This is a genomic window from Marinactinospora rubrisoli, from assembly GCF_042664915.1.
In the GTDB taxonomy this organism is placed as follows: Bacteria; Actinomycetota; Actinomycetes; order Streptosporangiales; family Streptosporangiaceae; genus Marinitenerispora; species Marinitenerispora rubrisoli.
Window position 1 is genome coordinate 38,261 of sequence record NZ_JBHTBH010000001.1, and the last position, 12,563, is coordinate 50,823.

12 protein-coding genes are annotated in these 12,563 nt (G+C 73.7%); 4 read left to right on the forward strand and 8 right to left on the reverse strand.

Going from position 1 to position 12,563, the window contains the following annotated elements:
• Positions 1 to 74 precede the first annotated feature (74 nt).
• On the reverse strand, positions 75 to 1,607 hold the full coding sequence (locus ACFQRF_RS00215; RefSeq protein WP_379867932.1) for a nucleotide-binding protein: 1,533 nt from the start codon (positions 1,605 to 1,607) through the stop codon (positions 75 to 77).
• A gap of 316 nt (positions 1,608 to 1,923) precedes the next feature.
• On the opposite strand from ACFQRF_RS00215, the gene ACFQRF_RS00220 reads away from it, so the two are divergent.
• Entirely contained in the window at positions 1,924 to 2,907 is a 984-nt protein-coding gene (locus ACFQRF_RS00220; RefSeq protein ID WP_379867933.1) for an NAD(P)H-quinone oxidoreductase, read from the forward strand.
• A 107-nt stretch (positions 2,908 to 3,014) separates the two neighbouring features.
• A complete protein-coding gene (locus tag ACFQRF_RS00225) occupies positions 3,015 to 3,566 on the forward strand; it encodes a bacterial proteasome activator family protein (RefSeq protein ID WP_379867934.1) in 552 nt (183 codons plus the stop codon).
• A gap of 66 nt (positions 3,567 to 3,632) precedes the next feature.
• Here ACFQRF_RS00225 and serS read toward each other — a convergent pair whose 3' ends face one another.
• The 4 genes from serS to ACFQRF_RS00245 all read right to left on the reverse strand — a co-directional run bounded on the left by serS (position 3,633) and on the right by ACFQRF_RS00245 (position 7,540).
• Positions 3,633 to 4,898 carry a serine--tRNA ligase gene (gene serS, locus ACFQRF_RS00230; protein WP_379867935.1) on the reverse strand — a complete coding sequence of 422 codons (1,266 nt, stop codon included), beginning with the start codon at positions 4,896 to 4,898 and terminating at the stop codon, positions 3,633 to 3,635.
• Positions 4,899 to 5,168: 270 nt separating this feature from the next.
• A complete protein-coding gene (locus ACFQRF_RS00235) occupies positions 5,169 to 5,978 on the reverse strand; it encodes an NmrA family NAD(P)-binding protein (protein WP_379867936.1) in 810 nt (269 codons plus the stop codon).
• A gap of 226 nt (positions 5,979 to 6,204) precedes the next feature.
• A complete protein-coding gene (locus tag ACFQRF_RS00240) occupies positions 6,205 to 7,008 on the reverse strand; it encodes a DUF2786 domain-containing protein (RefSeq protein ID WP_379867937.1) in 804 nt (267 codons plus the stop codon).
• Between the two features lie 88 nt (positions 7,009 to 7,096).
• The gene (locus ACFQRF_RS00245) at positions 7,097 to 7,540 is read right to left on the reverse strand and encodes a hypothetical protein (protein WP_379867938.1); all 444 of its coding nucleotides are present in this window, start codon (positions 7,538 to 7,540) and stop codon (positions 7,097 to 7,099) included.
• A 231-nt stretch (positions 7,541 to 7,771) separates the two neighbouring features.
• Between ACFQRF_RS00245 and ACFQRF_RS00250 the strand changes: the two genes are divergently transcribed.
• Positions 7,772 to 8,596 (forward strand): PhzF family phenazine biosynthesis protein, encoded by an 825-nt coding sequence (locus tag ACFQRF_RS00250; protein WP_379867939.1) that lies wholly within the window; start codon positions 7,772 to 7,774, stop codon positions 8,594 to 8,596.
• Positions 8,597 to 8,626: 30 nt separating this feature from the next.
• Here the strand turns inward: ACFQRF_RS00250 and ACFQRF_RS00255 are convergent, their stop codons facing one another.
• Complete coding sequence (locus ACFQRF_RS00255; protein WP_379867940.1) at positions 8,627 to 9,544, reverse strand: NUDIX hydrolase; 918 nt, start codon at positions 9,542 to 9,544, stop codon at positions 8,627 to 8,629.
• A 325-nt stretch (positions 9,545 to 9,869) separates the two neighbouring features.
• Here ACFQRF_RS00255 and ACFQRF_RS00260 point away from each other — a divergent pair, with 325 nt between their 5' ends.
• Positions 9,870 to 11,198, forward strand: a complete 1,329-nt coding sequence (locus ACFQRF_RS00260) for a hypothetical protein (protein WP_379867941.1) — start codon at positions 9,870 to 9,872, stop codon at positions 11,196 to 11,198.
• 30 nt (positions 11,199 to 11,228) lie between these two features.
• On the opposite strand, the gene ACFQRF_RS00265 is transcribed toward ACFQRF_RS00260, so the two are convergent.
• The gene (locus ACFQRF_RS00265; protein ID WP_379867942.1) at positions 11,229 to 11,930 is read right to left on the reverse strand and encodes a hypothetical protein; all 702 of its coding nucleotides are present in this window, start codon (positions 11,928 to 11,930) and stop codon (positions 11,229 to 11,231) included.
• 10 nt (positions 11,931 to 11,940) lie between these two features.
• Complete coding sequence (locus tag ACFQRF_RS00270) at positions 11,941 to 12,561, reverse strand: DUF4352 domain-containing protein (protein ID WP_379867943.1); 621 nt, start codon at positions 12,559 to 12,561, stop codon at positions 11,941 to 11,943.
• Positions 12,562 to 12,563 lie beyond the last annotated feature (2 nt).

Here is a 12,563-nt window from a genome sequence, read left to right on the forward strand (position 1 = left end):
GCCTCAGATGGGTCCGGGATGCATTGTGCAGGGCACGGCCCCCGGTTGTCGCCTCGCGCGCGGCGGGCGCCGCGTCACCGCGGCCAGGCGAACGCCTCGCCAACGGTGGCGGCGAGCTGCAGGTAGGCGTCCCGGGTGGCGGGGTGCATCCGGTCCAGATCGACCTCGGCGCCCTCCTCCAGGTGGGAGTCCCACGGCACCCGCACCACGGCCCGGCAGCGGCTGGCGAAGTGCTCCTCCAGCCGGTCCAGGTCCACGCTGCTGCGTCCGCCCGGGCGCACCATGGAGAGCACCACGACGGCGCCGCGCACCAGGTAGCCGTACTCGTGGGCGTCGAGCCAGTCCAGGGTGGCGCTGGCGCTGCGGGCGCCGTCCACCGACGGGCTGGACACCAGCACGATCTGGTCGGCGAGGCCCAGCACGCCGCGCATGGCCGAGTGCAGCAGCCCGGTGCCGCAGTCGGTGAGGCAGATCGAGTAGAAGTGTTCGAGGAGCCGTGACACCTCGCGGTAGTCGTCCTCGCTGAACGCCTCCGACACCGCGGGGTCGCGGTCGGAGGCGAGGATCTCCAGCCTGCTCTCCGACTGCGAGGTGAACCCGCGGATGTCGGCGTAGCGCTGGACGAGGTCCTTCTCGTTCAGCAGGTCCCGGATCGTGGCCGAGGTCTCCAGCCGCACCTTGTCCGAGAGCGTGCCGCGGTCGGGGTTGGCGTCCACGGCGAGTACACGGTCGCCGCGCAGGCTGGCCAGGGTCGCTCCGAGCGCCACGGTGGTGGTGGTCTTGCCCACGCCGCCCTTCAGGCTGAGCACGGCCACGCGGTGGTGCCCGCCGGCGACCTGGGTCTGCACTCGGGCGACCAGTTCACGGCGGCGCAGCTCGTTCGGCGACTCGCCGGGGTGCACCAGGCCGAACGTCGCGGAGTGCACGATCCGGCGCCATCCCGAGGACGGTGGCTGCCGCCTGCTGCGCACCAGCGTCTCGGCGCGCAGCGCGTCGGAGGTCTCCCGGACCCGGGCCGGGTCGTGGTGGTCGTCCTCGGGCCGCCGGTAGCTGGGCTGCCCGGTCGGTAGCCGCTCGAACCGCTGTGGCGGCGGTCCCGGCTGCGCGGGCGGTCCGGCAGGTGCCCAGGCGGAGGGCGGGGGTCCGCCGGCCGGCGGGTGCGGCGGGTCCAGTGGGGGAAGCGGCTCGGGCTCGGGAACGTCGTCGGCCGCCGCCGGCCGGGCGGGGAAGGCGGGCGGAGCCGGGGGCGCCGGTGCGGCCTCGGGTGGTGGGACGGGCTGGGGGCCACTGGCGGCGCCGGCCGCCCAGGGCCGGGGCGGTGCCGGCCGTCCGTCCGGCGTGATGTCGCCGGGCGGCATGGCGTACTCGGGGAACGCCTGGGGGTGGCCGCCGGGGGGAGTGGCCGGCGCCGGCGGCCGGGCGTACGGGGGCGGCGGCGGGGCGGGAGTGGCCGGGAAGTCAGGAAAGTCCGTGACGTCCCCGCCGAACCACTGGTCGGCGGGCGAGGGCGGCGCGGCGCGGTCGGGCCCCTCGCCCGGACGGTCCCCGTGCTCGCGCAGCGGAGGCCGGCTGCCGTTCTCCGAACCGTCGTGCTCTGTGTGTGCCACCGTGGTTCTCCTCCGGGAGTGCATCACGAAACCGACACCATCGACGTCGAATGGGGGCCGGTGGACGACGAGCGGGAGTCCATACCGGGCACCCAGCGTGGCGAGTTCCGCCCGCCCGAGTCAACAACGTCAAAGCTATCGTCCAGCAAAACCGACAGGACGGTAATCCGGCGCGGATCGGACAGATCGCCGTCGCGATCCGGGCCCGGCGGCGGACCGCGGACGCCGTTCGGCGGGCACGGCCCGCCCCGGCCCCGCACGGCCGCGCCCCGGGCGCGGCCGTGGCGCGGCGGAGCCGGATGGGTAGCGTGCTGTCATGCGTGCGACAGTCATCACCGAGCCCGGCGGCCCCGACGTCCTGAGCTGGCGTGAGGTCCCCGACCCCGTCCCGTCGACCGGAGAGGTCCTGGTGGAGGTGGCGGCCACGGCCGTCAACCGCGCCGACGTCATGCAGCGCCTGGGAAGCTATCCCCCGCCGCCCGGCGCTCCCGAGTACCCGGGGCTGGAATGCGCCGGCCGCATCGTCGCGCTGGGGCCCGGCACCGCGGAAACCGGCTGGCGGGCCGGCGACGAGGTGTGCGCCCTGCTCAGCGGCGGCGGCTACGCCGAGCGCGTGGCGGTGCCGGCCGGCCAGTTGCTCCGGGTGCCCTCCGGCCTGGACGCCGTCGAGGCGGCGGCGCTGCCCGAGGCGGCGTGCACGGTGTGGTCCACCGTTTTCATGGCCGGTGGCCTGCGTTCCGGGGAGACGCTGCTGGTGCACGGAGGGGGCAGCGGCATCGGCACGTTCGCCATCCAGCTCGCCAAGGCGCGCGGCGCCCGGGTGCTCACCACCGCCGGAAGCCCGGAGAAGCTGGCGCGCTGCGCGGAGCTCGGCGCCGACGTCGGCATCAACTACCGTGCGGAGGACTTCGTGAAGCGCGTCCGGGAGGAGACCGGCGGAGCGGGCGCCGACGTCATCCTCGACATCATGGGCGGCGGCTACCTCGACCGGAACCTGCGCTCGCTCAACGTGGACGGCAGGCTGATCATCATCGGGCTCATGGGCGGGCGCACGGCCGAGATCGACCTCGGCCGGATGCTGGTCAAGCGGCAGTCCGTGCAGGCCCTCACGCTCCGGTCCCGTCCGGCGGCCGAGAAGGCGGCCATCGTGGCCGGGGTCGCCGAGCACGTGTGGCCGCTGGTCGAGAAGGGCGCGGTGCGCCCTATCGTGGATCGCAGGATGCCACTCCCGCAGGCGGCGGAGGCCCACCGCGTGATGGAGTCGAGCGCCCACGTCGGAAAGATCGTGCTGACCAGGTGAACCAGGGGGACCCGGTGAACAGGTGAGTCCGTGCGATGCCGCCGTCCCGAGGCGGGGACTCGACCGAGTGCTCCGACGTTCCCCTACAGCCACTAGGTGAGAGATTCATGACTAACGGTTACAGCGATGAAGAGCAGCCGCACGTGCTGATCGTCGGGCCTGGCGGCGCCATGCCGTCCGGGCCGTCGGACTCCTCGGCCGAAGAGGGACAGGAGCCGGAGGAGCGGCCGGTCACCGAGATGGTGGAGCAGCCGGCGAAGGTCATGCGGATCGGCAGCATGATCCGGCAGCTCCTGGACGAGGTGAAGGCCGCGCCGCTCGACGAGGCCAGCCGTGTCCGGCTCAAGGAGATCCACGCCAGCTCCATCAAGGAGCTGGAGGACGGACTGGCGCCCGAACTCGTCAGTGAGCTGGAGCGGCTCTCCCTCCCCTTCACCGAGGGGACGACGCCCAGCGACGCCGAACTCCGCATCGCCCAGGCCCAGCTCGTCGGCTGGCTGGAGGGCCTGTTCCACGGAATCCAGACGACCCTGTTCGCGCAGCAGATGGCCGCCCGCGCGCAGCTGGAGAACATGCGCAAGGCGCTGCCGGCCGGCATGCCGAACCCGCAGGACACACAGGGGCAGCAGCCGCCGCACGGGTCGGGCCCCTACCTGTAGGGCGCGGGTCCGCCCGGCGCGTCCGCGCCGGGCGGACCGGTCCGGGGGCCGCACGGCCTCCGGCGGTCAGCGGCGCACCGGCTCCAGTACCTCCCGGCCCAGGAGCGGACGGAGCGCCTCGGGTACCACCACCGAACCGTCGGCCTGCTGGTGGTTCTCCAGGATCGCCACGATCCACCGTGTGGTGGCGAGGGTGCCGTTGAGGGTGGCCGCGAACCGCGGCCGGCCCTCGGTGTCGCGGTAGCGGATGTTCAGCCGCCGGGCCTGGAAGTCGGTGCAGTTGGACGTCGAGGTCAGCTCGCGGTAGCGGCCCTGCGAGGGCACCCACGCCTCGCAGTCGTACTTTCGGGCGGCGCTGGTGCCGAGGTCGCCGCCGGCGATGTCCACCACCCGGTAGGGCAGATCCAGCAGGTCCAGCATCTCCCGCTCCCAGGCGAGCAGGCGCAGATGCTCCTCGTGCGCGTCCTCGGGGCGGGTGAAGACGAACATCTCCACCTTGTTGAACTGGTGCACCCGGATGATCCCCCGGGTGTCCTTGCCGTAGGAGCCCGCCTCACGGCGGAAGCAGGTGGACCAGCCCGCGTAGCGCGAGGGCAGCGTGTCGGCGTCGAGGATCTCGCCGGCGTGGAAACCGGCCAGCGGCACCTCGGAGGTGCCCACCAGGTAGAGGTCGTCCGAGGGGAGGCGGTATACCTCGTCGGCGTGCTCGCCGAGGAACCCGGTGCCCTCCATCGTCTCGGGCTTGACCAGCACCGGCGGGACGACCGGGACGAACCCGTTGGCCGCCGCGCGCGCCATGGCCATGTTGAGCAGCGCGAGCTCCAGTTGCGCGCCGACCCCCGTGAGGAAGTAGAAGCGCGCGCCGGAGACCTTGGCGCCCCGCTCGGTGTCGATGGCGCCCAGCATCTCGCCGAGCTCCAGGTGGTCGCGCGGGGTGAAGTCGAAGTCCCGGGGGGCGCCCACCCGGGCGATCTCCCGGAAGTCGTCCACGCCGCCCTCGGGGGCGCCCTCCTCGACGATGTTGGGCACCGAGGCGAGCAGCGCGTCGAGCTCGGCGGCCAGCCGTTCCGCCTCGGCGTCGGCCTCCTTGACCTCGGCCGAGAGCTGCTTGGCCTGGGCCAGCAGCGTCTCGCGTTCCTCTGGCGACGCCTGGGAGACCGACCGGCCGACACTCTTCTGGTCGGCGCGCAGCGACTCGAACCGGGTCAGCGCGGCGCGGCGCCGCGAGTCGAGGTCGAGCAGCCGGTCGACGACGGAGGCGTCCTCCCCCCGGGCCCGCTGCGAGGCGCGCAAGCGGTCGGGGGCTTCCCGTAGGGCACGCAGGTCGATCACGTGAGCAGGTTACCGGGGATGCCGCGCGCTGACACATCGATATACCGCCATGGGCGGGGCCCGCCGTCCACCTGACTCCGCGCAAGGAGCGCCGGACGGCCGCGGAACGCCCGGCGGGGCCGCCGGGGGACGGCCGCGAAAAAAGTTTCCGGAATCCGCGTCATACTCCGCCCACGGCTCCGTCGGTACGGGTGACGGTGGAACCCGCGGGAGGGGCGGGATCCGCCGTCACCCCGGCCCGGGCCGCCAGCCCGGGCCGGGGCCGGGCGGTCAGCGGAAGGAGTCCGCGTGGTCGGCGGCCCACTCCGCGAGCGTCCGCGCGGGGCGGCCGGTGACCTCCTCGACCGTTCGCAGCGCCTTGGGCGGGTGCACGTCCCACTCGGCCAGGTAGGCCAGGTAGTAGTCGGCGATCTCCCGGGGCCACCCCTGGGCGGTCATGTAGTCGCGTGCCTCATCGGGGGTCACCGCCTGGAATTCGACCGGCTTGCCGATGCCCTCGGAAATGGCCTGCACCTGCTCGCGCTGGGTGAGCGCCTCGGGGCCGGTGACGTCGTAGACCCGGCCCGCGTGCCGGCCGTCGAGCAGCGCCGCCACCGCGACCGCGGCGATGTCGGCCTCGTGCACCGGCACCCCGCGCGCCTCGGGGTAGGCCATGCGCGCCACGCCCTCCTCGCGGATGGACTTCGCCCAGTAGTCCAGCTTGTTCACCGCGAACTCGCCCGGCCGCACATGGGTCCACTCCAGCCCGGACTCCTCGATCGCGCGCTCGATACTCTCGAACGGCCGGCTGGAGGAGAGCAGGACGATGCGGCGGACCTCGGCCCGTTTGGCGGCGTCGACGACGGCGGGTGCGGTGTTGAGGACCGGTGTCGGGAACAGGAACATGCTGTCGACGCCCTCGAACACCGCCGGGAGCGTGTCGATATGGGCGAGGTTGCCGTGGACCACCTCCACGGCGTCCGGCAACTGCGCCTCCTTGGGGTTACGGGTGAGCGCGCGCACCCGCTGTCCCGCCTCCACAAGCTGGTCCACCACGCTGCGGCCGACGTTTCCGGTCGCCCCGGTCACCAAGATCGTCATGGCTCCTCCTGCTCAGTCGGTTCCGTTCCGGGCAGGTGCCCCTCACCTGTCCGTGAGTCGAAGGCTCAAACTTGGTTATCCAAGTTTGAGCACCGATCGAGGATGGACGACGTAGCGACGGATAGTCAAATTTGGATACTCCCCGGGAGCGTCCACGGACGAGGCGGCCCTGGACGGGCGGACCGTCCCGCTCGCCTTCGCCGCTGACGCGGATGGGCGGCCCGGGTCAGTCGCCGTCCGGAAGTGACGCGGTGCGGCCCTGACCCACCGCGGTCTCCATGCCCAGTTCGGCGCGCCGGCCGCGCAGGTAGCCGGCGCGGTACCCGGCCCGGTGGTGGGTGCGTTCGGGGCGAGTGGGGCGGAGTTGCGGGAACCGGCGCTGGAACTCGTCCTGCACCCGGTCGACGTCGTCGCGGAGCACGAGGTCGGTTCCACGGCGGGCGGGGGCCGACTCGGACCCGCCGCCCCCGGCGGCCTGACCGGAATCCTCGCGGAGGCGGGCCCGGAACTCGCGGATCCGCTCGGCCACCGCGTAACCGTAGGCGCGCACGAAGGACCGGTAGAAGCGGCTGCGCTCGGTGGCCAGCGCCGAGCGGTCGTAGTTGCGCAGCGCCCGGAGGTTGGCGACGTGTTCGCGGGCGCTGTACCGCGCCGACGCCTCCATCTGCATGGTGATGGAGGGCAGCAGCACCCGCAGCGAGTCGAGCGCCGTCACCGTGCCCACGATGATCAGCGTGCGCTCGGTGTTGGCCGAGGTGTTGCCGCGGACGGCCGACTGGCAGCCGTACGCCGACGCGATGGCCGCCAGCGCCTTGACCCGGGCCTTCCCGTGCCCGCCGACGCCGGATACCGGGAAGTCGAGCCGCGTGACGGACTCCGCCGCCTCACCGCGTTCCGCCCGGGCCTCGGCCTCCGCGATGGCGTGCCGGGTCATGAGCTCGGCGGCCTTGGCGGTGAACGCCTGGCTCTCGGCGTCGGTGACCGCGGGGTCCTCCGCCATGCGAAGGAGCCCGCGGACCCGCTCGATCATCTTCTGACGAGCCTCGGTCGACCGAGCTTGAGTTGACATACGGCGCTTGGCGTTCTCCGTGTTCGGGGCGCCGGCGGCGGCGCCCTGGTCAGGCGGACTTGTTACCAGCGACCATACCGATGATGCCGAGGATGACCCAGATCAGCGCGGCCGAGGCCACGCCGGACATGATCGCACCGAACAGGCCGAGGACGAACGATCCGCCGAGCGCGGCGGCGATGAAGGACAGCAGCGCGCTTCCGGCTCCGCCCACCGCGGCGGGCACCATCGCGAACCGCCACGGGTACTGCCCGGCGTAGCGGCGGGCGCGGCGGTCGCCCTTCTTGCCCAGCAGCGCGACACCGCCGCCCACCAGGGCGAAGGCGATGATCGCGGTGCCCAGCGCGCTCGGAATCGCGCCCAGGCCCTGGTTCAGGCTGAACAGGAAGTCGACGGCCCCCAGCACGGCTCCCGCGGCTGTCGCCGTGCCCCACGGCCAGATCATCGTCGCCGAGGCGACGGGGGTGAATGCGTTGCCGCGCTCAAGCGTCATGTCTGCTCCTCAACTCGTGAGCCTGCCAGCGTGGCCGGATCCGCGCCGACCGTGCCAGCATGCCCGGGCCGCCGTCCACGGTGCATCAGGGCACACCCCTGACTTACCCCTGACCCTGCCGTCCGGCACTTCTCGCGGCCGCGCTGTTCTCCTTCGGGCCCTCGTGGACCCCCGCCCTGACAACGATCCGGTGCACCGTTCGGTGCCCGGCCGCTCGTTATGGTGACGGGCATGCCGAGCTTTCGCGTGGTGGACGCCTTCACCGATCGCCCCTTCGCGGGCAACCCGGCCGCCGTCCTGGTGCTCGACGGCGGCTACGACCCCGCGTGGGCGCAGCGGGTGGCCGCCGAGTTCAACCTCTCGGAGACCGCGTTCCTGCGTCCGGCCGATGACCCCGGCGCCCACTACGAGCTGCGCTGGTTCACTCCGGTCACCGAAGTGTCGCTGTGCGGCCACGCCACTCTGGCCGCCGCGCACGTGCTGTTCGAGGAGGGGGCGAAGCGGGTGGCGGATCCGGCCGGGCCGATCCGGTTCCGCACGCTGCACAGCGGCGTCCTCACCGTGCGGCGCCGGGACGGACTGCTCTGGATGGACTTCCCGGCCCACCCACCCGTGGCCACGGACGTCCCCGAAGGACTGGAACGCGTCCTGGGCGCCCCGCCGGTCCGCACCGCGCTCGGCGGGACCGGCGACCTGCTGGTCGAGGTGGCCGGAGAGTCCGTCCTGCGCGGGCTGACCCCGGACATCCCCGGCCTGGGGGCGTTCGCCGAGCGTGGGGTCATCGTCACCGCCGCCGCGACGGCCGGCGCCACGCACGCCTTCGCCTCGCGGTTCTTCGCCCCCAACGCGGGCGTCCCCGAGGACCCGGTCACCGGCAGCGCGCACACCGTCCTGGCGCCGTACTGGGCCGAGCGGCTCGGCCGGCGCGCGTTCGAGGCGGTGCAGTGCTCGGCCCGAACGGGGCGGCTGTGGCTGGACCTGCCCACGGACCCGCCGGGCCGGGTCCGAATAGGCGGTGCCGCGGTGACGGTCACCCGCGGGGAACTGCTGGCGTAGCGCCCGGCCAGGCTCGCCCCCGCGACGGGACTACGCCACGCGGCGCGGCAGCCAGGACAGCGGCGCGACGTTCGCACCGGCCGCCGCCGCGCGGCCGGCCACCTCGGGATCGTCGGCGACGACGAGCACCCGGTCGCCCGGGCGGCGCCGGGCGAGCAGTTCCAGCACGGTCGCGCCCGGTCCCCCCACGGCGGGGACGACCTCGACCCCGGGACCCCGGGCCGCCTCCCCGACCGGGCGGACGGTGCCCGTACCCGCCGTGGCCGGCACCACTAGGCGGACGGCCGGGAACCAGCGGTGCAGGGCCGACCCCGCCGCCCCGGCCGGCAGTTCGGCGCCCGCCAGCCCCACGGCGGCGAGCGCCGCGAGGTCGTCCCGCAGCCGCCGGGCGCCCGCGGCCGTCGCGGCGTCCCCGGCCGCTCCGTCCTGGCCGTTCGGTGCATGCGTGGCCGACCCGGTGGCGTCGACCACCAGCACCAGGCGCTCGGCCAGGGCGGCGCGCAACCGTGGCCACATCGTCCCGAAGGCCGGCAGCAGCGGCAGCGACGCGACCTCCTCCAGTGCCACCCAGCGAATGGCGGTGCTCTCCGCGTTGCCCGGCGCGAACGGCCGCCGCTCGGGCAGCCGGGCCAGCACCGTGTCGTAGCTCCACACGACGTGATCCAGCCGGTGGATGCCGTTCAGGATGACGGGGCCGAGGTCGCCGGCGACCTCCTCCCCGAACTCCCGCAGCGCCGCCTCGACGGACGTCTCACCGCTGTCGCGCGCGCCGCCCGGCATCCCCCAGGTGTCGCCCTGGTGGCTCCACGCCGCCCGATGCTGCAGCAGGACGTGACCGCCGCCCCGGCCGCCGGCCGCGTACAGCAGCAGCCCCGAGGCGCCGAACCGGCCCCACCGGCGGGAGCCGTCCGGCAGGACCACCCACCCGTTACCGTCCCCTCCGCTCACGCTGCTCCTCTCCGCCCGTGGTCCGAGGCGCGTGCGCCCCGGCGCCGTCGGTGTTCTCGGCTCGACCACCCCGTCCAGCGACAACAAGACTGCCGTCCGTGACCTTCCCTGGCCAGCCCGGACCGGGGGTCGAGGCTGGGACAGGGCAGGTCCCGGCGCTAAGCTGAGCCGGCGATGGTCAGAGTGGCGACGGGAGCCTCCGTGGCGAGTGAACGTGGAGAAGATCGCCTCCGTGGCGAGTGAACGTGGAGAAGATCGCCTCCGTGGCGAGTGAACGCGGGGAAGGTCGCTTCCGTGGCGAGTGAACGCGCGAAGGGTAGCCTGCGTGGCGAGTGAGCCGGGAAGATCCGCCCTGCTGGTCCCGGTGTACGCCCTCGATCTGGCACGGCGGCACTGGGCGCTCCTGCTGTGCGTGTACGCCGCGGGGACCACGCTGCACGACCTGCTCATCCGGCTCATGGTGCGGCTGAACGGCGTCCACCCGGTCGCCGGGCTGGCCGGGCTGAGCGTCTCGGTCCTGGTGACGCTGACCACGACCATCGTGATGTTCCATCTGCTGCGGCCGGCGCTGCCCACCCTGGACGCCGAACTCGTGCCGTCCCGGCGGCGGGCGGCCGGCGGGACGGGCGGCTTCGCGGAGCGGGAGCGCCGGGTGGTGGACGCCGTGGCCATGGCGATCCTGCCCTTTCTGCTCTTCTACAGCGCGTGGGGCATGTTCGTGGAGGAGTTCCGCGAGTACAGCATCACGATCGGCAACACCGACGGCATCGTCGGCTACACCGGGATCACCGACATCGACGCCATGGGGCTGCCCATGGCCATCGCGCTGGTCTCACTGTCCGGCCGGTCGCTGCTGGAGAAACTGTACGCGCGGACCCGCAACGTATGGCTGGGCGTGCTGACCGCGCTGTTCGAGGCCAACTGGATGTTCTTCGCGGTCTTCTCCGTCGCCCAGCTCACCGGCGACGCCGTGGACTGGGTGGGCCAGCGCGTCGTCGTGGCGGAACTGCGCGCGGCCGCCCAGGACTCCCTTGGCTGGCTCGCCGGGGTCTCCTCCCTGCCGCTGGACACGTCGGTCCCGGCGGCGCTGCGCGCGGCGGCCGGGATGTGGCCGCACCTCAAGGACGGCCTCGTCGGGCCCCTGCTGTGGCTGACCATCGTGGCGGTCGTCTTCGGGGCCGAGATCGACCGCGCCGAGGCGCTGTTCCGCAAGGGCGGGCGCGCCGATCGGGTGCGGCGGGCGGCGAGCCGCCTGCCGGAGATGGTGCGGGGGGTCGGCCGGTTCGCCGGACGGGACCTGCGGGAGAAGTACACGCCGTTCCTCAACGCGTTCCGGTTCATCCTGCGGGTGAGCCCGGTGTTCTACCTGTCCTTCTGCCTGTACTACGGGCTGCTGGAGCTCGGGTTCGCCTGGCTGGAACGCGGCGTGTACCGGCTCGTCGGCCCGCACGAGTTCCTGGCCTGGTGGTGGCCGTGGCTGACGCCGATCGAGTTCGCGGTGGACGCCCTGCACGAGGTGCTGCGGGTCTGCCTGCTCGCCGCGACGTTCGAGATCACGCTGCGCCGGCTGGGCCGGCACAGCGTCGGCCGCCGGGCCCGCCGCGCGGCGCCCGCCCCGCCGGAGCGTGCCGCTGAGGCCGGGCCGTCCGCCTGACCGGGCGGACCACCGCGCCGCGGGGCCCGGTCACTCGGTGAACAGCACCGCCGCCGGCCGCGGCGCCTCCGGCGACTCGGACGTGTCCACCCGGATCTCGAACCCCAGCCCCTCGACCGCGTCCTCCGGAACGAGGAAGGTGGCCACCAGCCCTTGGGCGGTGTCCACGCCGATGGCCTCGCCATCGGCGTCCGAGCAGCCGAACGAGGTGTTCCCGACCTCCTCGGGAAGCTGGCGCATGGAGTACTCCGAGGTCTGGTCCCAGACCCGCCCCCGGCCGTCGACGGCACGGATCTCGCAGGAGTTCAGCAGCAGCCGGCTGGCCTGCCCGTCGCCCGGCGTCACGATGAAGACGGCATCGACCAGCTCGGCGCCCTCAGGCAGGTCCTCGCCCCCGGTCTCGCCGGTGACCGCGCCCCGGAACTCCCACTCGCTGCCCGCGAGCCCGGCGCTGGACCCGTCGGCCACGGCCGGGGGCGGCGGCATCGCGCCCTGTTCCAGCAGGGTGCGGCGTTCCAGCCACCACGGCAGGCCCATACCCAGCGGCAGCAGCACCAGCAGGGACAGGGCGAAGGGGAGCTGGGTGCGCAGCCAGCGACGGCGTCGGCGCGGGCGGCGTGCCGCCTTGGGCGAGGTCGCAGGCGCGGCGTCCGGGGGAGGCGCGGGGGGACCGGGCGGCAGGAACCGCGGCGGCTCCCCGGGCCGCCGCGTCGTGTGGTCGGGTCGGTCCATCCTGCGCCCCCTACCGGTACCTGACGGGCGCGATCGTGAGCGAGTCCGCCGCCGCCTCGGTCAGGCGGTCCACCCGTGCCGCGTCCAGTCCGAGGTGGACGTCGGCCTCTGCCGACAGCCGGCGGTCCAGCCCCTCGCGTGCCGAGACGCGTAACGTCGGGTCCACCAGGCGCGCCCGCGGAACCTCGAACGCGAAGGCGCCGTAGCGGGGCAGCCCCGGGTCCAGGCGGCCGGCGAACGCGTTCATGGTGTTGGACAGCCGGTCGGTGGCGGCGTAGGCGTAGCCGTCCCCGGTCTCCAGCAGCACCGGATCACCGACGCTGAGGGTGGCGTCGGTGGCCGTCATGGTCACCCAGACCACCACCCAGATCGCGCGGTTGTCCGGGTCGGCGGTGCGCACCTCACCCTCGCCGCTCCCGTCCCCGTCGGAGATGCCGTGCGCGAACTCCACCTTCTCCACCCTGGCGGTGAACCGCTGTGCGTCCACCGTCTCGTGCGCGGACCCGCGGTAGGCGATGGGGGCGGTGACGTCCTCGAAGGCGGGCAGCATCCGGTTGGCCGTGACGATGCCGGCGAGCAGCAGCAGGCTGCCCACGGCGGTGGCGGCGCGGCGCACCAACGTGTTCGCCATCG

What these genes read in the sequence shown, in the direction of transcription:
- ACFQRF_RS00235 (WP_379867936.1), bottom strand. Translation starts at nt 5,978, where the DNA reads ATGACGATCTTGGTGACCGGGGCGACCGGAAACGTCGGCCGCAGCGTG.
- ACFQRF_RS00265 (WP_379867942.1), bottom strand. Translation starts at nt 11,930, where the DNA reads ATGGACCGACCCGACCACACGACGCGGCGGCCCGGGGAGCCGCCGCGG.
- ACFQRF_RS00225 (WP_379867934.1), top strand. Translation starts at nt 3,015, where the DNA reads ATGACTAACGGTTACAGCGATGAAGAGCAGCCGCACGTGCTGATCGTC.
- ACFQRF_RS00270 (WP_379867943.1), bottom strand. Translation starts at nt 12,561, where the DNA reads ATGGCGAACACGTTGGTGCGCCGCGCCGCCACCGCCGTGGGCAGCCTG.
- ACFQRF_RS00245 (WP_379867938.1), bottom strand. Translation starts at nt 7,540, where the DNA reads ATGACGCTTGAGCGCGGCAACGCATTCACCCCCGTCGCCTCGGCGACG.
- ACFQRF_RS00250 (WP_379867939.1), top strand. Translation starts at nt 7,772, where the DNA reads ATGCCGAGCTTTCGCGTGGTGGACGCCTTCACCGATCGCCCCTTCGCG.
- ACFQRF_RS00220 (WP_379867933.1), top strand. Translation starts at nt 1,924, where the DNA reads ATGCGTGCGACAGTCATCACCGAGCCCGGCGGCCCCGACGTCCTGAGC.
- ACFQRF_RS00240 (WP_379867937.1), bottom strand. Translation starts at nt 7,008, where the DNA reads ATGATCGAGCGGGTCCGCGGGCTCCTTCGCATGGCGGAGGACCCCGCG.